The sequence below is a fragment of the Micromonospora sp. KC606 genome (assembly GCF_004348675.1).
Taxonomy (GTDB): Bacteria; Actinomycetota; Actinomycetes; order Mycobacteriales; family Micromonosporaceae; genus Micromonospora.
Window position 1 is genome coordinate 11,790 of the sequence record NZ_SMKN01000028.1, and the last position, 21,545, is coordinate 33,334.

The window sequence follows — 21,545 nt, forward strand, 5'->3', positions numbered from 1 at the left end:
ACCCGTGCCCGCTCCGCACCCCCACGAGATCCGCTCCCGACCGGACCGCCCCCGGTTGCGGGCCGTTCTCGCTCCACCCCGTCAGTCGCGCCCTCCCCGGGCGAGCAGTGCGCCGACCCCGCCGGCCAGCAGCGCCGCCGCACCGGCCGCCGCCGCACCGACCGCGGCGTACTGGCGGCGGACCCGGCGGCGCACCTCCGCGTACGGGGTGGTGGAGAAGGACACCAGTTCGTACTGGGAGACGTACCGGGCGGGCAGGGCCCGTTCGAGAGCGTGTTCGATCCGCCTGCGGGCCCGAAACACCGGGGAAGCGACCCGGTCGCGCATCTCCACGAAGTTGGCCAGCGCCATCCGCGCGATCGCCTCGGCGTTCTCCTGCCGCCGCCGCTGGTAGCGCGGCAGCGCGGCGGTCCACTCGTCGCCCGTGGCGTCCAGGAAACGGTCCAGTTCCACCACGTCCTCGAAGGCGCAGTTCGCGCCCTGGCCGTAGAACGGGACGATGGCGTGCGCGGCGTCGCCGAGCAGGGCCACCCGGCCGCCCACCTGCCACGGGTGGCAACGAACCGTACCGAGCACCCCGACCGGGTTGTGCCGGTAGTCCTCCACCAGGTTCGGGGCGAGCGGCAGCAGGTCTGGGTAGTGGGTGGCGAAGTGCCGTTCGATGGCCGCCGGGCTGCCCAACGAGGCGAAGGCGGCGGTGCCGTGGGTGGGCCAGAACAGCGTGCAGGTGAAGGAGCGGTCCGGGTTCGGTAGAGCGATCATCATCGAGGTGCCGCGCGGCCAGATGTGCAGAGCCGCCGGGTCGAGGGCGAACTCGCCGCCGACCGGCGGGATGGACAGCTCCTTGTAGCCGTAGTCGAGGAAGTCGAGGCTCTCGTTCAGCACGCCGTACCCGAGCAGTTGCCCGCGCACGGCAGAGCCGGCGCCGTCGGCGCCGAGCACGACCGACGCGGTGGCCGTGACCTTGCCACGCGGGGTCTCGAAGGTCATCGCGCCGGTGGCCGGGTCGAGCCCGACCAACCGGTGGTCGAAGGCGATCCGCACCCCGGGCCACGCGGCGGCGGCGGTGAGCAGGGCGTTGTTAAGCGCGCCCCGGCTGATCGAGTTGATCGCCCGGTCGCCGTTGACGCTGTACGGCTGGAACCGCGGAGCGCCGGCCACCGGGTGGATCATCCGGCCGCGCATCGGCAGCGCGTCCGCCATCACCTGCTCGGCCAGGCCGATGCGGCGCAGCGCGTCGAGGCCGCGCGCGGAGAGCGCCAGGTTGATCGAGCGGCCCCGCTCCACCGTCGCGGTACGCGGGTCGGGTCGCCGCTCGTAAAGCGCGACCGGGTACCCGCGCCGGGCCAGGAAGCAGGCCAGCAGGCAGCCAGCCAGCCCGGCCCCGACGACGGCGATCTCTTCGCGTCCGGTGGTCATGAAAGTGCCTCCACGGTCGCGGCCAGCGCCTCGGCGGCCCGCCAGCAGTCGTGGTAGGTCGAGTAGAGCGGCACCGGGGCGAGCCGGACGATGTCCGGTTCCCGGGCGTCGGCGACCACGCCGTGCTCGTGGCGCAGCCGCTTGGTCAGCTCGGCGACGCTGCCCGCGCCGGCGCGCACCGAGAGTTGGCAGCCACGCCGGTCGGGGTCGCGCGGGGTGATGACGCTCAGCGGCCGGCCGGCGGTCACCTCGTCGAGCAGCCGCTGCAGATAGCCGGTGAGCCGGACGCTGCGCGCCCGTAGCGCGGGCATGCCGACGGAGTCGAACAGCTCCAGCGAGGTGCGCACCGGGCCCATCGCGAAGATGGGCGGGTTGGAGATCTGCCACGCCTCCGCAGTCGCCGGCGGCCGGGACACCGGGGTCATCTCGAACCGGGTGGCCGCCTCGGTACTCCACCAGCCCTCGAACCGGGGCAGGTTGGGGTCGCCGAGGTGGCGTTGGTGGACGAAGACGCCGGCGAGGGCTCCCGGCCCCGAGTTGAGGTACTTGTAGGAGCACCAGGCGGCGAAGTCGACCTCCCAGTCGTGCAACGCCAGCGGCACGTTGCCGACGGCGTGTGCCAGGTCCCAGCCGACGACCGCGCCGGCGGCCCGGCCGGCGGCGGTGACCGCCGGAATGTCCATGAGCTCGCCGGTGAGGTAGTTGACGCCGCCGAGCAGCACCAGCGCGACCGTGTCGCCCTCGGCGGCGAGGAAGTCGGTGACGTCCCGCGTCCGCAGGGTCTCCTCACCCGGGCGGGGCGTCAGCCGGACCACGGCGGTGTCCGGGTCGAGGCCGTGGAAGCGGGCCTGGCTGCGCACCGCGTAGCTGTCGGAGGGGAACGCGGCGTCCTCGACCACGATCCGGGTCCGCTGCCCGGCCGGGCGGTAGAAGCTGACCATCAGCAGGTGCAGGTTCACCGTGAGGGAGTTCATCACCACGGTCTCCGCGGGCGACGCGCCGACCAGTCGCGCGGCCGGTGCGGTCAACACCTCGTGGTACTGCAGCCACGGCCGCTCGGCCTCCAGGTGCCCCTCGACGCCCAGCCGGCGCCACGCGTCGAGGTCGGCGAGGAGTTCGCGGCGAGTGGCCCGGGGTTGCAGGCCGAGCGAGTTGCCGGCCAGGTAGGCGGCCTTTGGGTAGCGGCCACCGTCGGCCGGCGGCACGTGGAAGAGGTGGCGGTGGCCGGGGTCGGCCTTGTCGAGGCGGTGGGCCTCCTGCTCGTCGCCGCGCATGTCCTCGCTCCCGCTCACATCGCCGTCCGGGCCGACCAGAGCTCCGGGAAGACCACCCGGGCCATGCTGCGCTGCAGCCAGGCCAGGCCGGCGGAACCGCCGCTGCCGACCTTGGCGCCCATGGTGCGCTGGACGGCCTTGACGTGGTTCCATCGCCAGTCGCCGAACTGCTCGGCCACCTCGGTCAGCGCCTCCCCGAGCAGGCGGAGGTGGTTGTCGGGGCCACCGTCGTCGTAGACCGCGAGCCAGGCCGCCTCCACCGTGGGGTGTGGGCGGTGCTCGACGGAGACGTCCCGGTCGAGCAGGTCGGCCGGGAGATGGTGGCCGTGCCGGGCGAGCAGGGCGACCACGTCGTCCCAGATGCTCGGCGCGGCGAGGGTGGCGCGCAGTTCGTCGTACACCTGCTGCTGGCGGCGGAACGGGCGGATCAGGGCCGGGTCGCGCAGACCGAGCAGGAACTCCAGGCGCCGGTACATCGCCGACTGGAAGCCGGAGCCCTCGCCGAGGAGGTTGCGGAACCGGTTGAAGTCGGCCGGGGTCATCCAGCGCAGCCCACGCCAGGCGGCGTTGAGCCCCTCCAGGTGCAGCGCGGCCCGGCGCAGCGGGGCCAGGGCGTCCCAGACCCGGTCGGCGCGCAGGTCCCGCTGGGCCTGGCGCAGCTCGTGACAGGTCAGTCCGAAGTAGAGTTCCATGATCTGGCTGACCATCAGGAAGGACATCTCGCCCGGGTCGTCACTGAGCGGCTGCTGCAACCGGTGCAGCGTGCTGGCGTGCACGTACGCGTCGTACGGCACCCGGTCGGTGAACTCCAGGGTCGGCTCGCCGCCGTTGCGGGTTGCGCGTGCGGTCCGCTGCTGTGGGGTGGCCGGGCGCACCGCCGCGGTGAGAGTGGTCGCCCGCCGATCCGTCTGCTTCACCGTCTCGTCACCTCCGTGGTCGGTTAGAACATGTTCCCGCGGCACGGACGGTGCACGGAATGCCAATTCGACGGCGCTCCGGGCAGATCGCCTTCAGCTCCGAAGGCGTTGCTGCCTTCTTGCCTACGGAAGGTAAAGTCCGAGCGTGGACGATATGGACTGGGCGCTGCTCCGGGAGTTGCAGGCCGACGCGCGGCTGTCGTACAGCGAACTGTCCCGGCGGGTGCACCTGTCCCCGCCGGCGGTCGCCGAGCGGGTGCGCCGGTTGGAGGAGACCGGGGTGATCCTCGGGTATCACGCCCACGTCGACCTGACCCGGGCCGGCCGCAGCGTGCTCGCCCTGATCCGGATGTCCTGCTATGGGCCGCGCTGCATCCTGCACGACCCGGAGGTGGTCGGCTGGCCGGAGATCCGCGAGATCCATCGGATCACCGGCGACGCGTGCAGCGTGCTGAAGGTCGCCGCCGGCTCGATGGAGAACTTCGAGGCCGTCATCGACCGGCTCGCCCCGTACGGGCAACCGTCCAGCACCATGGTGCTGTCCACCCCGCTGGACTGGCACCCGGTCGCCCCGCTGCCGTCCAGCACCGCCACGGCCGCGCCGCGACGTCGCTGAGCACCCCGGGTGGGCTTCGCCCTCGGGCCGGCTGGTATCACCCTCAGTGAACGGCTCCGCGAAGTCCGGCATCCCCACCACGGCCCTTTGCTCTGCTGCCATGGACGCGTCGGTCACCCACCACTACTCGTGATGTCTGACCCGACGAGCCGATCCACGCGCGACATGCCTGCTCAGCCCGCTGGTGCGGATAAGGCAGCAGAGCAAAGGGCGCGAAGGGCAGCGCTGGACCCCAGACCGCTCCCCAACTCACGGTCACCCTCGCGCCCGCACCTACGGGCGGCGAATCCGCCGCGCGGCGTGACGGGTGATCGCGGTTTGCCACCCCGGCAACGGGAATGCAGCCCCGGACACCCGTCGCAGGATTCCGGCGCGCGTGCCGGGAGGGGAGAATCATGCGGGGGCTCATCGGGCACCATCGTGCCTTTTCCGCCGTACTGGCGATGGTCGTGGCGTTCGTGCTGATCGGGGCGACACCTGCCCGCGCGGGCGAGAACACGTTCGTCGAGGTCACGCCGAACACCGCGCAGGCCGGCACCCGGGTGAACATCCGGGCCAGCTGCGACAAGACCAACAACCAGCAGGCCACCGTGCAGTCCGACGCGTTCGGCCGGGTGGTGCTGCGGCCGGAGAACGGCTTCCTGGCCGGGGCGGTCACCATCCCGAACGGCAAGGAGGCGGGCGAATATCCGGTCGATCTGCGCTGCGCCAACGGCAACACCGCGTCGACCGTGCTCACCGTGCTGAACATGACCCAGCCGACCAAGGGTCCGGCGACCGGGGGCGGCGGCACCGCGGACGACCGCGGGGCCGGCTCACTGCTGCTGGTCGGCGGCCTGGTCGCGGTCGCCGTGGTGGCCGGACTCGGGATGTTCGGCGGGGGCCGTCGTCGGGCCGGGAACGGCTCCTGACACCACGCCGCCATGGCTCGTCCACGTTCGCGTCCGCCACGGCCGCACCGGGTCCGGGCCGCCGCCCGGCTGGTGGCGCGCGCCGCCGGCCGCCTGCGCCGGGTGGCCGGCCACGCCGTCACCGCCAGCGTGACCACCACTGATTCGGTCGCCAACGCGGCTGCGGTACGGCCGGCGACCCGCCGCCCGGCCCGGCCCCGGGGCACCGCCCCGGGGCCGGGGCTGCCGGTCATGGTGGTCGCTGGACTGATGGTGCTGATCGTCGCGTTGCTCGGCGCCGAACGGGTGACCGGCCTCAGCCTGCTGCCGGACCGGTTCATCGCCGGGCTGCGCCCTCCGCCGAGGGGGTTCCCGGTGCTGCCGGCGAGCCCACCGACGAGCATCGCGATCGACCGGATCGACGTACGGGCTCCGGTTCACCATGTCGGCATCGCCCCGGACGGCAGCATCGGGGTGCCGGATGCCGCCCGCGCCCAGGAGGCGGGCTGGTACGACCAGGGCCCGGCGCCCGGCCAGTACGGCCCGGCGGTGATCGTCGGGCACGTCGACACCAGTAGCGGGCCGGCCGTCTTCCACGGGCTGCGGAACCTGCGCGACGGCGACGAGGTCGAGGTGACCCGCGAGGACGGGAAGGTGGCCGTCTTCGAGGTCGACCAGGTGCAGCGGCACGGCAAGGAGAATCTGCCGGTGGACGAGGTCTACGGCGACTTCAGCCGCCCCAACCTCCGGTTGATCACCTGTGGCGGACGTTGGGTGGGCGGTGACACCGGGTACGCCGACAACGTGGTGGTGTACGCCTCCCTGGTCCGCGCCCACGACGGATGAGCGACCGGCTCAGGCGGCCTCGGTCTCGCGCAGCGACTCCCGCAGGTCGAGCCAGTCGGCCCAGCGGGGGTCGGGGGCGCGGTGGCCGAGCACTCGCCAGGCCGTCCCCTTGGGCGCGGCGGGCAAACTGTGCAACCGCCAGCCCAGTTCGGCGGGGGTCTTGTCGCCCTTCGTGTGGTTGCACCGGGCACAGGCGGCGACCACGTTCTCCCACGCGTGCCGGCCGCCCCGGCTGCGCGGGAAGACGTGGTCGATGGTTTCCGCCGGGCCCCGGCAGTACGCGCACCGCCCGCCGTCGCGGGCGAATATGGCCCGCCGGGAGAGCCCGACGTGGGTACGGTACGGCACCCGGACGAAGCGGGTGAGCCGGACCACCGAGGGGACCGGCAGGGCACTTCGGGCGCTGTGCAGGATGCCCTCGCCGTCGGCGACGCAGACCGCCTTGGCGGTGAGCACGAGGATCGCGGCGCGACGCACCGACACGACACACAGCGGCTCGTAGGTGGCGTTGAGTACCAACGCGCCGGAGCCCACCATGGGTCGTATGTCAGGCATCGTGCTCACCCTCCCGGTCCAGCCGCTCCCACCGCTGGCCACGCCGGCCGTGGCCCGGGCACAGGGGTGACCACGACCGACGCCGGCGGGATCACCGACGTCCGTTGCGCCAATCGTCCCTGATAAGACCCCGGATTGCACGCACTAATCCGGGGTCCCCCGTAGGCTTTCTCCCGGTCGTGCGAGGATGGCCGGTTCGACACCGATGATCATCAACTGCGGCGACCCGGGCGGCCGGCGGGTCGCCGGCGGGCCCTGCTCCGCCGTGGGGTACGAAAGCAGGGTGCACACCGCCGATCTGACGATCCTCGCCGAGCCGATCATCGACCCTTCCCCGTCACGGACCTGCCTCGACGACCCCCTGTGCGAGTTTGTGCTGAAGACGAGCGGGTCGACCTGGTTCGCCGAGGGCAGCTACTGGATCGTGCTCAAGCCGCTGCGGATCGTCCTGATCCTGCTGCTGGCGCTGGCCGCCCGGTGGGCGCTGCACCGGACCATCAACCGGCTGGTCCGCTCCACCAGTGAGAGCACCATGCCCACCCTGCTGCGGCCGTTGCGGGAGCGGATCCCGTCGGCGGCGGTGGACCCGGAGCAGTTCGTCCCGGAGCGACGCCGGCAACGGGCCGAGGCGATCGGCTCGGTGCTGCGCAGCATGGTCACCGCCTTCGTCTTCGGCATCGCGCTGCTGATGGTGCTCAAGGAGTTCAGCTTCGACCTCGCCCCGCTACTGGCCAGCGCCGGAATCGCCGGGGTGGCGCTGGGCTTCGGCGCACAGAGCCTGGTGAAGGATTTGATCGCCGGCCTGTTCATGCTCATCGAGGACCAGTACGGCGTGGGCGACACGGTCGACCTGGGTGAGGCCACCGGCGTGGTCGAGGCGGTGGGGCTGCGCGTGACCACGGTCCGTGACGGGCGCGGGGTGCTCTGGTACATCCGCAACGGCGAGATCGTCCGGGTCGGGAACAAGAGCCAGGGCTGGGCGCTGGTGGTGGTGGACCTGCCGATCGGGTTCGCCGGCACCGAGGAGGCCAGCGCCGTGCTGCGGACCGCCGCGGCTTCGGTGGCCATGGACCCGGAGCTGGCGCCGGAGATCGTCGAAGCGCCGGAGGTGCTGGGCGTGGAACAGATGACGGTCGACGGCGCGGTGATCCGGACGGTGGTCAAGACGACGGCCGACGGCCAGTTCGCCGTCGGCCGGGAGCTGCGCCGCCGGCTCGCCGAGGCGCTGGAGAACTCGGGCATCACCGCGAAGATCGCCGCCGCCCGGCTCTACCCGGGCCTGCCGATGCCCGCGCCGGGGGGCGGGGCCGCCCCGCACACCGGCCAGGGTGGTGCCACCTGACCTGGGAAGAACCCGGCAATGAGGCGGCGGTGGCGACTACCACGCGGCCGCTGCCGCACGCCGCTGGAGCCGTTGATCCGAATTCCGGGGGTTCCCGACCACAAGACCCTTCGGGTATCGTCCGTTCGTTCAGTCGGAGATGCGACGATCAATCCGTTCACCCTAGCCAGGGCTCAGACGATCGGGCAGAATCCGGAGCACGCGCTCCCGCCGGAGCGTACCCATTTCCTCGCTGATCCGTAGATCTGACGACGAGGTCCCGCCAGGCCGTCACGAGTGGCCGTCGGCGGGCCCGATGGAGGCGACGGTGTCCGACGAGCGAGCCTCTCCGGACCGCCCGGCAACATTCCGTGAAGTGTTCGGCCAGCCCGAGTACCGAGCGATCTTCGCCGCCAGCCTGCTGTCCTGGATCGGCGACTACCTCGCGAAGGCCGCGGTCACCGTCCTGGTCTATCAGGAGAGCAAGTCGATCGCCCTCTCCGCCGCCGCGTTCGCCGTCAGCTATCTCCCCTGGCTCGCCGGCGGGCCGCTGCTCGCGGCGCTGGCCGAGCGGTACCCGTACCGCCGGGTGATGGTGGTCTGCGACCTGGTCCGGATGACGCTGATGGCGCTGATCGCGGTGCCGCACACACCGGTCTGGGTGATCCTCGCCCTGCTCTTCGCCACCACCCTCGCCAATCCACCCAGCCAGGCCGCCAGGTCGGCTCTGCTGCCGACCATCCTCAACGGCGACCGGCTGGTCGTCGCGCTGTCACTGAACGCCAGCACCGGCCAGGCCGCGCAGGTCGTCGGTTACCTGCTCGGGGCCGCCGTGGCCGCGGTGAACCCGACCGTCGCGCTGCTGGTCAACGCGGCGACCTTCGCCGTCTCGGCCGTGCTGGTCCGGTGGGGCGTCCGTGACCGGGCCCCGGCGATGAGCGCCGCGCACCGCAGTCATCTGCTCCGGGAGACCGGCGAGGGATTCCGCATCGTCTTCGGCAACCCCGTCCTGCGGTCGATCGCCGTGCTGGTCTTCAGCGCCATGCTCTTCTCCATCGTCCCCGAGGGACTCGCCGCCGCCTGGGCCGGCGAGCGGGCCGACGCCCGGCTGGGCAGCGGCCCGGCGCAGGCCCTGATCATGGCGGCCGGCCCGGTCGGCTTCATCCTGGGTGGACTGCTGGTCGGGCGGGCGGTCGCGCCGGCCCGTCGGATCGCCCTGATGCGCCCCCTGGCGGTGGCCGCACCACTGGTGCTGGTGCCCGCGCTGCTCGACCCGCCGCCACTGGTGGTGGCCCTGCTCGCCGGCGCATGCGGATTCGCCGTGGCGGGGGTGCTGCCGACCGCCAACGGGCTCTTCGTCCGCGCCCTGCCCAACGGGTTCCGGGCCCGCGCCTTCGGCGTGATGGCCACCGGCATGCAGGTGATCCAGGGGGGTGCCGTACTGGTCACCGGTATGTTCGCCGACCGGTTCTCCATCCCCCTGGTGGTCGGCGTGTGGAGCGCCGCCGGCGTCCTGCTGATGCTCGTCGCGGCACTACGTTGGCCCGACGGGTCGACCGTCGAGGCGGCGGTGGCGGCGGCCAACCGGGCCAACGCCGGCGAGGTCACCGACCGGGACGGGCCGCCCGCTCCCGTGGGGGCCCATCCCGTGGCCGATCGGCCGGTCACGGACGGCCGGACCGACGAACGGACCGCCGCAGCCCCGCGGTGACGTGACCGTCGCCGCCCCGGGCCGTGGCCGGCGACCGCCGGACGGGGACGCCTGGCAGGATGGAACGGTGAACCCCGCAGGTGAGTCCGAGCGTACCGAGCCGTCGACGACCCTCTTCGAAGCGGTCGGCGGCGAGCCCACCTTCCGCAAGCTGGTCGACGAGTTCTACGCCGGCGTCGCCGCCGACCCGTTGCTGCGCCCGATGTACCCCGAGGAGGACCTCGGCCCGGCCGCCGACCGCCTGACCCTCTTCCTCATGCAGTACTGGGGCGGCCCGAACACCTACTCGTCACAGCGTGGGCACCCACGGTTGCGGATGCGGCACGCGCCGTACCGGATCGGCGCCGCGGAGCGGGACGCGTGGCTACGCCACATGCGACGCGCGGTCGACCGGCTGGACCTACCGCCGGAGATCGCCGGGGTGCTCTGGGACTACCTGGAGCGGGCGGCCTACTTCATGGTGAACGTCATGGAGGACCCGGCCGGCTAGCCCGGCCCCTTCCGCACCCGCCGCGTCCGCCGCCCGACGGTCTACAGCAGCGCGCCCTCGTCGTGCAGCCAGTCGACGAAGGTGGTCGCGACGGCCGCGCCACAGTCGAGCATCTCCACCAGGAGCGCGTCGTGGATGCCGGCGCCGAGCGGCACCTGGAGCTCGGCGTAGATGGGCAACTGCCCGCGCTCGGTCGGGTCGCCGATGTATGCCTTGCAGAACCGGCGGGTGTGGTTCCACTCGTTGACCACCCGGTAGGCCCGGTCCGCCCAGTCCGGGGGGACGGTGGCGTGTGGACGGGCCCGCATCACCAGGATCTCGTCTTCCGGGCCCTCCAGAGTGACCAGCACCGCGTGCCGTTCCCACATGGCCAGCAGGTTGCCGTCACCGTCGGCCAGGTAGCGCACGTCGAGCAGGTCGAGCGCGTCGCAGACCCGACGCAGGGTGACCGGCGCGACCGCGGGCGGCCTGTCGCCGATCCCCGGCCGGTCGGCGGCCGTGCAGTCGTCACCCGGCTGCCGGGGGGACGGCGGCCCGACCCGGACGGTGCTGTCCACTGTGATCCCGCTTCGAGTTTCCTGGTCGCCACCTGCGGCGGAACCAGGGCGCCATGACCACCACGGCATCGCCCGCGCACCTCACTCCCCAGCGGATCCGGACGCCTACGGTGCGTTGGATCCGAGCATGGACGGTACCCGGATAGCCGGCTTGAGGCACCCCCCCAACGACAGCACCAGCCCAGAAGGATGACCAATGGTCATACTTTCGGGTGATCCTTGCGGGGTTGGATGGCGAGTTCGGAAACCTTCCGCGACCATGCCGCTCCGTACGGTCCGATCAGTCCGACCCAGCGGCCGGCCACCCGGACCTGGACCGCCCCTGCCGCGTCAGCCGGCCCGAGGAAGCCCATCCGGACCACCCCCTGCACCAACCGCTGGCTCACCTCGACCGGCTCACCCGACGCCTCGTCGGGGGTCACCACCATCGCGACGTGGTCCAGCAGCGCGTCGCGCAGCATCCGCTGCCCCACCGCACGCCCACCGACCCCGTGCGCCGCCGCGCTGCGCAGGGCACCCGCCGCCGCCTCGGCGATCCGGCGCAACTCACCGACCGGCACCTCCTCCACCGGCCGGCTCGCCACCGGCGGCAGCGGCCAGCGCCACCGGTCGTCCCGCCGGGCCGGTAACGCGGCGTCGGCCGACTCCAGCCGGGCCAGCAGGTCGGCGGCGGTGACGGTCACATCGCCCGGGGCGTGGCCGGCGACCGTACGGACCACCAGCACCTCCCACGGCAGCCGGGCCCACAGCGCCGTCCGTCCGGCCCCGTCGACCGGCCGGAGCCGGACCACGGTGGACGGGTCGAAGCGGACCAGCCGGGCCAGGAAGGCGCCCGCGTCGGCGACCCCGGCCAGCCCGTGCCCCGGCGCCCCGCTCACACCGACCCGCCGGCCGGCGCGTACGACAGCAGAAAGGTCCGCTCGTCGGCGCTGATCCGCCGGGGTCGCTTCGCCACCAGGTCGAACGGCACCAGCACCGAACGGGCGGTGCTGGCCAGCACGTCGCCGTCGTGCAACTCGTAGGCGACGGTGAACGAGCCCGCCCGAACCTGCTCCACCCACAGCTCGATGCGGACAGTCGGGGCCGCCTCCGCGGTGGCCCGGCCGAGCGCGTAGTCGATCGGGCGCAGGTAGTCGACCTCGTGCCGGCGGATGACCACTCCGTCGGCGAACGAGTCGACGCCCCACGCCCGGCCGCCGGCGAACATCATCGCCACCCGGGCCTCCTCGTAGAGAGTGAGGACGCGGGCGTTGTTGACGTGGCCGTACGCGTCCAGGTCGGACCAGCGCAGCGCACAGTGGTAGACGAAGCGGTCCGCCATGCTCAGTCGCGGGTGAGCTTGCGGTAGGTCACCCGGTGCGGACGGGCCGCCTCCGCGCCGAGCCGGTCGACCTTGTTCTTCTCGTACGCCTCGAAGTTGCCCTCGAACCAGAACCACCTGGCCGGGTTCTCCTCGTCGCCCTCCCAGGCCAGGATGTGCGTGGCGACCCGGTCCAGGAACATCCGGTCGTGGGAGATGACCACGGCGCAGCCGGGGAACTCCAGCAGCGCGTTCTCCAGGCTGGAGAGGGTCTCCACGTCCAGGTCGTTCGTCGGCTCGTCGAGCAGGATGACGTTGCCGCCGATCTTCAGGGTCAGCGCCAGGTTGAGCCGGTTACGCTCGCCACCGGAGAGCACCTTGGTCGGCTTCTGCTGGTCCGGCCCCTTGAAGCCGAACGCGGCGATGTACGCCCGCGACGGCATCTCGACCTTGCCGACCATGAGGTGGTCCAGCCCGTCGGAGACGACCTCCCAGACCGTCTTGTCGCCGGCCAGGCCCTGCCGGTTCTGGTCGACGTACGACAGCGAGACGGTGGGACCGACCTTGACCTCGCCACCGGTCGGCTGCTCCAGCCCGACGATGGTCTTGAACAGCGTGGTCTTGCCGACACCGTTCGGACCGATGATGCCGACGATGCCGTTGCGCGGCAGCGAGAACGACAGGTTGTCGATCAACACCCGGTCGCCGAAGCCCTTGGTCAGGTCGTGCGCCTCGATCACCGTGCTACCCAGACGCGGGCCCGGCGGGATCTGGATCTCCTCGAAGTCCAGCTTCCGGGTCTTCTCCGCCTCCGTGGCCATCTCCTCGTAGCGGTCGAGGCGGGCCTTGGACTTGGTCTGGCGCGCCTTGGCGTTGGAGCGGACCCACTCCAACTCCTCGGTGAGGCGCTTCTTCATCTTGGCGTCGCGACGGCCCTCGACGGCCAGCCGGGCGGCCTTCTTCTCCAGGTAGGTGGAGTAGTTGCCCTCGTAGCCGACGGCCCGGCCACGGTCGAGCTCGAGGATCCAGCCGGCCACGTTGTCGAGGAAGTACCGGTCGTGGGTGATCGCCATGACGGTGCCGGCGTACTTGGCCAGGTGCTGCTCCAGCCAGGAGACGCTCTCCGCGTCCAGGTGGTTGGTGGGCTCGTCGAGCAGCAGCAGGTCGGGCGCCTCCAGCAGCAGCTTGCAGAGCGCCACCCGGCGGCGCTCACCACCGGAGAGCTGGGTGACGTCGGCGTCCGGCGGCGGGCAGCGCAGCGCGTCCATCGCCAGTTCGAGCTTGGAGTCGATGTCCCACGCGTCGGCGTGGTCCAGCTCCTCCTGGAGCTTGCCCATCTCCTCCATCAGCTGGTCGGAGTAGTCGGTGGCCATCTGCTCGGCGATCTTGTTGAACCGCTCCAGCTTGGCCTTGGTCTCGGCGACCGCCTCCTCGACGTTGCCGAGCACGGTCTTGGCGTCGTTGAGCGGCGGCTCCTGGGCGAGCAGGCCGACGGTGTAGCCGGGCATGAGCCGGGCCTCGCCGTTGCTGGGCCGGTCCAGTCCTGCCATGATCTTGAGGAGGCTGGACTTACCGGCGCCGTTCGGACCGACCACACCGATCTTGGCCCCCGGCAGGAAGCTCAGCGTCACGTTGTCGAGCACGACCTTGTCGCCGTGCGCCTTGCGCGCCTTTTCCAGGACGTAGATGTACTGGGCCACGGTGCGGGCTACCTCCGTCGGTTGCGGTCGCGAGCTTGCGGGCGCGGGCACGGGCGGCCACTTCCGCCCGCCGCCGGCCGGGCCGGCCGCGCACACGCCGTCGTCAATCCTGACAGGTACGCGCGGTCGCGCCCACATCACCCCGCCTGGGTAGGTACGCGCGCGCCGTGCCGCTGCCCTGGCGGCGGCGTGCGGCACCCCGGGCAGGAGTGTCAACAAGATCACGTTGGGGGTTCGGTGGTTCTGGGACGGGTAGGTGACTGCGGCACGGGGGCCCAGACGCCGCAGCTACGCTCAGTACGCTCATCGCGGTGGACCCGTCAGCACCCGGAGGTGGCCGATCGTGACCGTCCGTAGCTCCTTTGTCGTAGTGGCGAACCGACTGCCGGTCGACGAGGTGAGCACACCCGAAGGGCGGCAGTGGCGACGCAGCCCTGGTGGGTTGGTCACCGCCCTGCATCCCGTCCTCGCCGAGCACCAGGGCACCTGGGTCGGCTGGGCCGGTGGCACCGGCGCCGCACCAGAGCCGTTCGACCTGGAGGGCATCCGGCTGCACCCGGTGCCGCTGAGCGCCGAGGAACTGGAGCGTTACTACGAGGGCCAGTCCAATGCCACCATCTGGCCGCTCTACCACGACGCGGTCGAGACGCCGGCCTACAAGCGCCGCTGGCGCGAGGCGTACCGGCTGGTCAACGCCCGCTTCGCGGAGGCCGCGGCGGACGTGGCGGCCGAGGGCGCGACGGTCTGGGTGCAGGACTACCAACTCCAGCTGGTCCCGGCGATGCTGCGCGAGCTGCGGCCCGACCTGAAGATCGGTTTCTTCCTGCACATCCCGTTCCCGCCGATCGAGCTGTTCATGCAGATGCCCTTCCGCACCGAGATCCTGCGTGGTCTGCTCGGTGCCGACCTGGTCGGATTCCAGCAGCGGCTGGCCGCGCAGAACTTCGTCCGGCTGGCCCGGCACCTGCTCGGCCTGCGTTACGAGGGCCAGATGATTCAGGTGGACGGCCGCCAGGTGAAGGCGGGCGCCTTCCCCATCTCGATCGACACGAGGGAGATGGAGCGGCTGGCCGAGGACCCGGCGATCCAGGCCCGGGCCAAGCAGATCCGCGAGGAGCTCGGCAACCCGAAGACGATCATCCTGGGCGTCGACCGGCTGGACTACACCAAGGGCATCGAGCTTCGACTCAAGGCCTTCCGCGAACTTCTCGCTGACGGAAAGTTGACAGTCCCCGACGCGGTTATGGTGCAGGTTGCCACGCCCAGCCGAGAACGTGTGGAGCACTACCAGGCACTTCGCGTCAAGGTGGAGCGCGAGGTTGGTCGGATTAACGGCGAATTCGGTCGAGTCGGCGTGCCTGCGGTGCATTATCTGCATCAGTCGTACAGTCGCTCCGAACTGGCCGCGCTGTACGTCGCGGCCGACGTGATGATGGTGACCCCGCTGCGAGACGGAATGAATCTGGTGGCCAAGGAGTACGTGGCATCGCGCGCCGACCAGGGCGGCGCGCTCGTGCTCAGTGAGTTCGCCGGCGCCGCCACCGAGCTGCGCCAGGCGTTCCTGTGCAACCCCCACGACCCCGACGCCGTCAAGGACGCTCTCCTGCGGGCCGTACACGTGGAGAAGACGGAGGCCCGCCGACGCATGCGGATCATGCAACGTCACCTGCGCGCCCACGACGTGGGGCACTGGGCGAAATCGTTCCTGACCGAACTCGGCACGTCCGGGGTGGAGGCCGAGTGAGCGTGAGGAGCGAGCCGATCCTGCGAGCCCCGCAGTCGCGAACCGAGGTGACCCTGTGAGCGTGAGGAGCGAGCCGATCCTGCGAGCCCCGCAGTCGCGAACCGAGGTGACCCTGTGAACGCCCCAACCGATATCGTGACCCCGCCCGCGGGGACGATGGATCCCGAGCTGCGGGCGGCCATCGGGCGGATCGCCCGGGTGCCGCAGCTCCTGGTCGCCTGCGACTACGACGGCACGCTCGCGCCGATCGTCGCAGACCCGAGCAAGGCCGTGCCGCTGCCGGAGTCGGTGGCCGCGGTCCGCGCTCTGGCCGCGCTGCCGCAGACCACCGTCGCGGTGGTCTCCGGTCGCGCGCTGCGGGACCTGGCCGCGCTGTCCCGGCTGCCCAGCGAGGTGCACCTGGTCGGCAGCCACGGCTCCGAGTTCGACATCGGCTTCGTCGAGCGGCTCTCCCCCGAGCTGGTCGCCGTCCGCACCCGGCTGCGCGACGCGCTGCGCGAGATCGCCATCGCCCACCCCGGCGTACGACTGGAGCGCAAACCGGCCAGCGTCGCCGTGCACACCCGCGGGGTGGACCCGCAGGTCGCCGCGGCTGCCGTCGAGGCGGTCCGCAACGGCCCCGCCAAATGGCCGGACGTCACCGTCACCCAGGGCAAGGAGGTCGTCGAACTGTCGGTGGTCGCCACCCACAAGGGCACCGCGGTCGACCAACTCCGTACCCAACTGTCGGCCAGCGCGGTGCTGTTCATCGGCGACGACGTCACCGATGAGAACGCCTTCGGCAACCTGCACGGCCCCGACATCGGCATCAAGATCGGCCCCGGCGACACCCAGGCGCACTTCCGGGTCGCCGAGCCGCTCGACGCCGCCCGGGCGCTCGGCCTGCTCCTGGAGACCCGCCGGCACTGGCTCTTCGGCGAGCGGGCCGTGCCGATCGAACGGCACTCGATGCTGGCCAACGGCCGCACCGTCGCCCTGCTCACCCCCGAGGCCAAGGTCACCTGGCTCTGCCACCCCAAGCCCGACTCGGCGGCGATCTTCGCCGACCTGGTCGGCGGTGCTCCGGCCGGCCACTTCACGGTCGGGCCGGAGAAGGGCGGCATCCCGCTCGGGCAGCGCTACCGCAACGGCACCATGACCGTGGAGACCCGCTGGTCCGGCCTCACCGTCACCGACTGGCTGGACCTGCCGGCCGCCGAGACCACCCCGGACGGCGCCGCCGTGGTCAGCGGCGACTCCACCCTGGTCCGGGTGCTCACCGGCACCGGACGGGCCCGGATCGAGTTCGCTCCGCGCCCCGAGTTCGGGCAGGTCCAGGTCCAGCTCCAGCCGATGGACGACGGCCTGCTGGTGCTCGGCTCCAACGAGCCGGTGTCGTTGTACGCCCCCGGCGTGGAGTGGGAGGTCGGCAACGACGGCGGCTACGAGAGCGCCCGTGCCGTGGTCGACCTGCGGGCCGCCGGTGGGCAGGTCGTGCTGGAGCTCCGCTTCGGCACGCACAGCCTGGAGCACCACCTGGTGCCGATCCACGAGCGGCAGGCCGCCGCCGAGCGGCCGTGGAAGGATTGGGTGGCCTCGCTGCGGCTGCCGCACACCGAACGCGAACTGGTCGCCCGCAGCGCGCTCACCCTGCGCGGGCTCTGCCACCAGCCCACCGGTTCGATCCTCGCCGCCGCCACCACCTCACTGCCGGAGGAGTTGGGCGGCGTCCGGAACTGGGACTACCGGTACTGCTGGCTGCGCGACGCGGCGATGACCGCCCGCGCGCTGGTCGACCTCGGCTCCACCGAGGAGGCCGAGGGGCTGCTGCGGTGGATCGACGGTGTCGTCGAACGCACCGGCGGGCACCCGGAGCGGCTGCACCCGCTCTACACCGTCGACGGCTTCGAGCTGGGCGCCGAGGCGGTCATCGACACCCTGCCCGGGTACGCCGGCTCCCGGCCGGTCCGGGTCGGCAACCTGGCCAACCACCAGCTCCAGCTCGACGTGTTCGGCCCGGTCGCCGACCTGATCGCCGCCGTGGCCGACGCCCGCGGCTCGGTCCGCGAGGACGAGTGGCGGGTGCTGGAGAACATGGTCGAGGCGGTCCGCCGCCGCTGGCACGAGCCCGACCACGGCATCTGGGAGGCCCGCCTCCCGCCCCGGCACCACGTCTTCTCCAAGGTGATGCTGTGGATGACCGTGGACCGGGCGCTGCACGTGGTGCGCCAGCACGGCGGCGAGGACCGGCCCGAGTGGGTGGAGCTGCGGGACCGGATCGGCGCCAACGTGCTGGAGAACGGCTGGCACGAGGAGGTCGAGGCGTACAGCGTCGCGTACGGCGACGAGGACATGGACGCCTCCTCGCTCTGGATCGGCCTGTCCGGGCTGCTCCCCGGTGACGACCCACGCTTCCTCTCCACCGTGCTGCGGATCGAGGCGGACCTGCGCAGCGGCCCGGTCGTCTACCGGTACCACTGGGACGACGGCCTGCCCGGCCGGGAGGGCGGCTTCCACATCTGCACGGCGTGGCTGGTCGAGGCGTACCTGCGCACCGGTCGCCGCACCGACGCGGAGGAGTTGTTCACGCAGATGGTCGACACCGCCGGCCCCACGGGCCTGCTGCCCGAGCAGTACGACCCGCTCGCCGAGCGCGGCCTGGGCAACCATCCGCAGGCGTACAGCCACCTCGGCCTGATCCGTTGCGCGCTGCTGCTCGACAACATGCTCAAGCAGTGACCTGACCCGCCGCGGCGGCCGGGGACCAGGTCCCCGGCCGCCGTCGCACGTCCGGAACCTACTCAGGCCGGAGCGTCCAGCGCCCCCACCACGGCCCCGATGACCACGATGGCCGGCGGGCGCAGGCCCGCCTCGCTGACGTCCGCCGCCACCGCGCCGAGGGTCGACCGCAGGCTGCGCTGGGCGCCGGTGGTGCCCTCCTGGACCACCGCGACGGGAGTGGCCGGGTCCTTGCCGTGGCCGGTGAGGGTGGCGGTGATCGCCGCCAGGTTCTTCAACCCCATCAGCACCACCAGGGTGCCGCGAAGACCGGCCAGGGCCTCCCAACGCACCAGCGAATCCGGCGAGTCCGGGGCGACGTGCCCGGAGACGACGGTGAACTCGTGGGCCACCGCCCGGTGAGTGACCGGGACACCGGCCGCCGCCGGCACGGCGATCGCGCTGGTCACCCCGGGGACCACGGTCACCGGTACGCCGGCGGCGGCGCAGGCCAGCAACTCCTCGCCGCCGCGGCCGAAGACGTACGGGTCGCCGCCCTTGAGCCGGACCACGACCTTCCCGGCCAGGGCCCGGTCCACCAGGATCCGGTTGATCTCCTCCTGGGCACGGGACGGCCCGTACGGGATCTTCGAGGCGTCGACCAGTTCGACGTCGGGGCGCAACTCGTCCAGCAGCAGCCCGGGCACCAGCCGGTCGGCCACCACCACGTCCGCCTCGGTGAGTAGCCGCCAACCCTTGACGGTGATCAGCTCGGGGTCACCGGGGCCGGCCCCGACCAGCGCCACCCGCCCGGGTTCGGCCCCGGTGGGCGCCGGCGTGGCCAGGCCGGTGCGGACGGTCAGCAGGTCGCGTACCGCGTCGCGGACGGTCATCGCCCGGCGCGGGTCCCCGCCGCCGAACACGGCCACGGTGACCGGGCCGTGCCGGGTCACCGCCGGGGTCCAGGCGGTGGCCGCGGCGCGGTCGTCGGCGCGTACGCAGAAGACCCGCCGCTCGGCGGCGGCGGCGCTGGCCGCCGCGGCGGCGAGCCGGTCGTCGACGGCGACCTGGACCAGCCAGGCCCCGTCGAGGTCGTCCGGGGCGAAGCGGCGGGGAGCCCAGTGCAGCCGGCCGGCGTCGACGTGCGCCTGCAGGGCCGGGGTCAACTCCGGCGCGACGAGGAACACGTCGGCGCCCGCGTCGAGCAACGCCGGCACCCGCCGGGTGGCGACGGCTCCCCCGCCCACCACGACCACCCGCCGGCCGGTGAGGCGTAACCCCAGGGGATAGGGACTGGCGCTCACTTCTCCGAGACCCCCGCCGCGTCGAAGGTGGCGACCTCGTGCAGCACCCGCACCGCGCCGGTGACCACCGGCAGCGCCAACAGCGCCCCGGTGCCCTCACCCAGCCGCAGACCCAGGTCGATCAGCGGGTCCAGCCCGAGGTGGCGCAACGCGACGCTCGCGCCCGGCTCCGCCGACCGGTGCCCGGCCACCATCGCGCCGACCGCGTGCGGGGCCAGGGCCGCCGCGGCGAGCGCGGCGCTGGCCGCGATCACCCCGTCCAGCAGCACCGGGACGCGGCGCGCGGCGCCGCCCAGGATCAGGCCGACCAGCGCGGCGTGCTCCAGGCCGCCGACGGCCGCCAGTACGCCCAGTGGGTCGCCCGGGTCGGGACGGTGCCGGCGCAGCGCGGCCCGCACCACGTCGACCTTGCGCTGGTACGTCTCGTCGTCGACCCCGGTGCCGCGCCCGGTGACCCCCGCCGGGTCGGCGCCGGTGAAGGCGGCGACCAGCGCGGCGGACGGGGTGGTGTTGGCGATGCCCATGTCGCCGGTGAGCAGAATGCCGGCACCGGAGTCGACCATCTCGTCGGCGACCCGCACGCCGGTCTCCACCGCCGCTCGGACCTCGTCACGGGTGAGGGCGGCGGTGACGGTCATGTCCCGGGTTCCCCGACGGACGTTCGCGGCCACCAGCCGGGGCCCGGCCGGCGACCCGGCGGGGTCGACCGGCAGGGCGGTGGCGACGCCGACATCGACCACGGTGACCGAGGCGCCGGCCTGCCGGGCGAAGGCGTTGACCACCGCCCCGCCGGCCAGGAAGTTGCCGATCATCTGGGCGGTGACCTCCTGCGGCCAGGGGGTCACTCGCTGGGCGTGCACGCCGTGGTCGCCGGCGAAGATCGCGACCGCGGCCGGCTCGGGCAGCGGTGGCGGGCAGACCCCGGCCAGCCCGGCGAGGCGTACGGACAGGTCTTCCAGGGCGCCGAGGGACCCGGCCGGCTTGGTCAGCCGCCCCTGGAGGTCCCGGGCGGCGGCCATCGCCGGCTCGTCGAGCGGCCGGATCGCCGCGATGGTGGTCTCCAACTTCATGCCTCCAGGATCTCGCCCAGTACCTGGGTGAACGCGTCCGAGGTGGCCGGGTCGCGGACGGCCACCCGCAGCCAGTCGGGGCCCAGCCCGGGAAAGGTGTCGCCGCGCCGGACCGCCCAGCCGCGCTCGCGCAGCGTCTCGCGTACCCGGTCCGCGCCGGGCAGGTGGATCAGGACGAAGGCGCTGGCCGGGCGGCCCGCGACGCGTACCGCGGGCAGGGCCGCCAGGCGGGCGACCAGGTGGTCGCGGTCGGCGGCGAGTCGGGCGGCGATGGCGCGCTCGGCCGCGACGGCGGTCGGCGCGGCGATCGCGGTGGCGGCGGCGAGCGCCGGGGTGGAGACGGCCCAGAGCGGCTGCCCGGCCACGAAGCGCGCCAGCAGCGTGGCCTCGCCGAGCAGGTAGCCGATCCGCAGGCCGGCCAGTCCCCAGGTCTTGGTGAGGCTGCGGACCACGACCAGGCCGGGCAGGTCACGCCGGGCGGCGAGGGACTCCGGCTCGCCGTCGACGCCCGGGGCGAGGGTCGTGTCGGCGAACGCCTCGTCGACCACCAGGACCCGACCGGGCCGGGCCAGCGCGGCCAGGTCGGCGGCGGGGTGCAGCACCGAGGTGGGGTTGGTCGGGTTGCCGATCATCACCAGGTCGGCGTCGGCGGGCACCCGCGCCGGGTCGAGGCGGAAGTCCTCGGCCGGGTCGAGCAACACCCGCTCGACGGTGTGCCCGGCGGCCCGCAGCGCCGCCTCCGGCTCGGTGAACTGCGGGTGCACCACCACCGGTCGGCGTACCCCGGTCAGGGCGCGGGCGACCAGCACGAAGCCCTCGGCGGCGCCGGCGGTGAGCAGGACCTCCTCCGGGGGACGGCCGTGCCGGGCGGCGACGGCCGCGCGCGCCGGCCGGGGATCGGGGTACGCGGCCAGGTCGGCCAGGGCCGCCGTGAGCGGGTCGGCCAGCCAGTCCGGCATCTCGTCCCGCCGGACGTTGACCGCCAGGTCCACCAGACCGGGGGTGGCCTCGACGTCGCCGTGGTGTGCGAGGTCGGGTTCGACCGTGGCCGGGCCGGGGTCGGCGGCCGGCCCGTCCCGGGTGGTCGGCTCCGCGCCGATCAGTTGCCCACGCATGTCCGGAATCCTGCCGGGA

The 21,545-nt window shown here is 72.8% G+C and carries 19 protein-coding genes; 8 read left to right on the forward strand and 11 right to left on the reverse strand.

Translation table 11 applies throughout. From position 1 onward, the window contains the following. Positions 1-81: 81 nt before the first annotated feature. From E1193_RS09410 to E1193_RS09420, 3 genes are read right to left on the reverse strand one after another with little or no spacing between them, the layout of a single operon-like run. Entirely contained in the window at positions 82-1,419 is a 1,338-nt protein-coding gene (locus tag E1193_RS09410) for an NAD(P)/FAD-dependent oxidoreductase (protein ID WP_132182224.1), read from the reverse strand. Then, positions 1,416-2,693, reverse strand: a complete 1,278-nt coding sequence (kynU, locus tag E1193_RS09415; RefSeq protein ID WP_132182226.1) for a kynureninase — start codon at positions 2,691-2,693, stop codon at positions 1,416-1,418. The genes E1193_RS09410 and kynU overlap by 4 nt, the downstream gene beginning before the upstream one ends. A 14-nt stretch (positions 2,694-2,707) precedes the next feature. Beyond that, positions 2,708-3,610, reverse strand: a complete 903-nt coding sequence (locus E1193_RS09420) for a tryptophan 2,3-dioxygenase family protein (protein ID WP_132182228.1) — start codon at positions 3,608-3,610, stop codon at positions 2,708-2,710. 145 nt (positions 3,611-3,755) lie between these two features. On the opposite strand from E1193_RS09420, the gene E1193_RS09425 reads away from it, so the two are divergent. The 3 genes from E1193_RS09425 to E1193_RS09435 all read left to right on the forward strand — a co-directional run bounded on the left by E1193_RS09425 (position 3,756) and on the right by E1193_RS09435 (position 5,962). Further along, positions 3,756-4,226, forward strand: coding sequence for an Lrp/AsnC family transcriptional regulator (locus E1193_RS09425; RefSeq protein WP_132182230.1), 471 nt, complete (start codon positions 3,756-3,758; stop codon positions 4,224-4,226). Between the two features lie 395 nt (positions 4,227-4,621). Then, positions 4,622-5,137: a hypothetical protein gene (locus E1193_RS09430; protein WP_132182232.1), complete on the forward strand. Its 516-nt coding sequence runs from the start codon at positions 4,622-4,624 to the stop codon at positions 5,135-5,137. A gap of 12 nt (positions 5,138-5,149) precedes the next feature. Beyond that, on the forward strand, positions 5,150-5,962 hold the full coding sequence (locus E1193_RS09435; protein WP_132182234.1) for a class F sortase: 813 nt from the start codon (positions 5,150-5,152) through the stop codon (positions 5,960-5,962). Between the two features lie 9 nt (positions 5,963-5,971). On the opposite strand, the gene E1193_RS09440 is transcribed toward E1193_RS09435, so the two are convergent. After that, positions 5,972-6,517 (reverse strand): HNH endonuclease, encoded by a 546-nt coding sequence (locus tag E1193_RS09440; RefSeq protein ID WP_132182236.1) that lies wholly within the window; start codon positions 6,515-6,517, stop codon positions 5,972-5,974. Positions 6,518-6,704: 187 nt separating this feature from the next. Here E1193_RS09440 and E1193_RS09445 point away from each other — a divergent pair, with 187 nt between their 5' ends. From E1193_RS09445 to E1193_RS09455, 3 genes are all read left to right on the forward strand, one after another. Further along, entirely contained in the window at positions 6,705-7,859 is a 1,155-nt protein-coding gene (locus E1193_RS09445; RefSeq protein WP_243707459.1) for a mechanosensitive ion channel family protein, read from the forward strand. 295 nt (positions 7,860-8,154) lie between these two features. Continuing rightward, positions 8,155-9,549 carry an MFS transporter gene (locus E1193_RS09450; RefSeq protein ID WP_132182238.1) on the forward strand — a complete coding sequence of 465 codons (1,395 nt, stop codon included), beginning with the start codon at positions 8,155-8,157 and terminating at the stop codon, positions 9,547-9,549. 67 nt (positions 9,550-9,616) lie between these two features. Continuing rightward, a complete protein-coding gene (locus E1193_RS09455; protein WP_132182240.1) occupies positions 9,617-10,039 on the forward strand; it encodes a globin in 423 nt (140 codons plus the stop codon). Between the two features lie 41 nt (positions 10,040-10,080). On the opposite strand, the gene E1193_RS09460 is transcribed toward E1193_RS09455, so the two are convergent. The 4 genes from E1193_RS09460 to ettA all read right to left on the reverse strand — a co-directional run bounded on the left by E1193_RS09460 (position 10,081) and on the right by ettA (position 13,596). Further along, the gene (locus tag E1193_RS09460; protein WP_132182242.1) at positions 10,081-10,665 is read right to left on the reverse strand and encodes a YbjN domain-containing protein; all 585 of its coding nucleotides are present in this window, start codon (positions 10,663-10,665) and stop codon (positions 10,081-10,083) included. Between the two features lie 131 nt (positions 10,666-10,796). Next, complete coding sequence (locus E1193_RS09465; protein WP_132182244.1) at positions 10,797-11,474, reverse strand: hypothetical protein; 678 nt, start codon at positions 11,472-11,474, stop codon at positions 10,797-10,799. Further along, positions 11,471-11,917, reverse strand: a complete 447-nt coding sequence (locus E1193_RS09470; protein ID WP_132182246.1) for a thioesterase family protein — start codon at positions 11,915-11,917, stop codon at positions 11,471-11,473. The genes E1193_RS09465 and E1193_RS09470 overlap by 4 nt, the downstream gene beginning before the upstream one ends. Positions 11,918-11,919: 2 nt before the next feature. Next, positions 11,920-13,596, reverse strand: coding sequence for an energy-dependent translational throttle protein EttA (ettA, locus tag E1193_RS09475; RefSeq protein WP_132182248.1), 1,677 nt, complete (start codon positions 13,594-13,596; stop codon positions 11,920-11,922). Positions 13,597-13,939: 343 nt separating this feature from the next. Between ettA and E1193_RS09480 the strand changes: the two genes are divergently transcribed. After that, complete coding sequence (locus E1193_RS09480; protein ID WP_132182250.1) at positions 13,940-15,340, forward strand: trehalose-6-phosphate synthase; 1,401 nt, start codon at positions 13,940-13,942, stop codon at positions 15,338-15,340. A 114-nt stretch (positions 15,341-15,454) separates the two neighbouring features. Continuing rightward, the gene (gene otsB, locus E1193_RS09485; protein WP_132182252.1) at positions 15,455-18,058 is read left to right on the forward strand and encodes a trehalose-phosphatase; all 2,604 of its coding nucleotides are present in this window, start codon (positions 15,455-15,457) and stop codon (positions 18,056-18,058) included. Positions 18,059-18,120: 62 nt separating this feature from the next. On the opposite strand, the gene cobA is transcribed toward otsB, so the two are convergent. From cobA to cobC, 3 genes are read right to left on the reverse strand one after another with little or no spacing between them, the layout of a single operon-like run. Beyond that, positions 18,121-19,341, reverse strand: coding sequence for a uroporphyrinogen-III C-methyltransferase (cobA, locus tag E1193_RS09490; RefSeq protein WP_132182254.1), 1,221 nt, complete (start codon positions 19,339-19,341; stop codon positions 18,121-18,123). After that, a complete protein-coding gene (gene cobT, locus E1193_RS09495; protein WP_132182256.1) occupies positions 19,338-20,411 on the reverse strand; it encodes a nicotinate-nucleotide--dimethylbenzimidazole phosphoribosyltransferase in 1,074 nt (357 codons plus the stop codon). The genes cobA and cobT overlap by 4 nt, the downstream gene beginning before the upstream one ends. Next, positions 20,408-21,526 carry an Rv2231c family pyridoxal phosphate-dependent protein CobC gene (gene cobC / locus E1193_RS09500; RefSeq protein ID WP_132182258.1) on the reverse strand — a complete coding sequence of 373 codons (1,119 nt, stop codon included), beginning with the start codon at positions 21,524-21,526 and terminating at the stop codon, positions 20,408-20,410. The genes cobT and cobC overlap by 4 nt, the downstream gene beginning before the upstream one ends. Positions 21,527-21,545: the final 19 nt, after the last annotated feature.

Excerpts from the sequence above, each read along its gene's own strand:
- E1193_RS09410 (WP_132182224.1), bottom strand. The coding sequence starts at position 1,419 with ATGACCACCGGACGCGAAGAGATCGCCGTCGTCGGGGCCGGGCTGGCT.
- kynU (WP_132182226.1), bottom strand. The coding sequence starts at position 2,693 with ATGCGCGGCGACGAGCAGGAGGCCCACCGCCTCGACAAGGCCGACCCC.
- E1193_RS09430 (WP_132182232.1), top strand. The coding sequence starts at position 4,622 with ATGCGGGGGCTCATCGGGCACCATCGTGCCTTTTCCGCCGTACTGGCG.
- E1193_RS09435 (WP_132182234.1), top strand. The coding sequence starts at position 5,150 with ATGGCTCGTCCACGTTCGCGTCCGCCACGGCCGCACCGGGTCCGGGCC.
- E1193_RS09440 (WP_132182236.1), bottom strand. The coding sequence starts at position 6,517 with ATGCCTGACATACGACCCATGGTGGGCTCCGGCGCGTTGGTACTCAAC.
- E1193_RS09445 (WP_243707459.1), top strand. The coding sequence starts at position 6,705 with ATGGCCGGTTCGACACCGATGATCATCAACTGCGGCGACCCGGGCGGC.
- E1193_RS09450 (WP_132182238.1), top strand. The coding sequence starts at position 8,155 with ATGGAGGCGACGGTGTCCGACGAGCGAGCCTCTCCGGACCGCCCGGCA.
- E1193_RS09460 (WP_132182242.1), bottom strand. The coding sequence starts at position 10,665 with ATGCCGTGGTGGTCATGGCGCCCTGGTTCCGCCGCAGGTGGCGACCAG.
- E1193_RS09470 (WP_132182246.1), bottom strand. The coding sequence starts at position 11,917 with ATGGCGGACCGCTTCGTCTACCACTGTGCGCTGCGCTGGTCCGACCTG.
- cobT (WP_132182256.1), bottom strand. The coding sequence starts at position 20,411 with ATGAAGTTGGAGACCACCATCGCGGCGATCCGGCCGCTCGACGAGCCG.
- cobC (WP_132182258.1), bottom strand. The coding sequence starts at position 21,526 with ATGCGTGGGCAACTGATCGGCGCGGAGCCGACCACCCGGGACGGGCCG.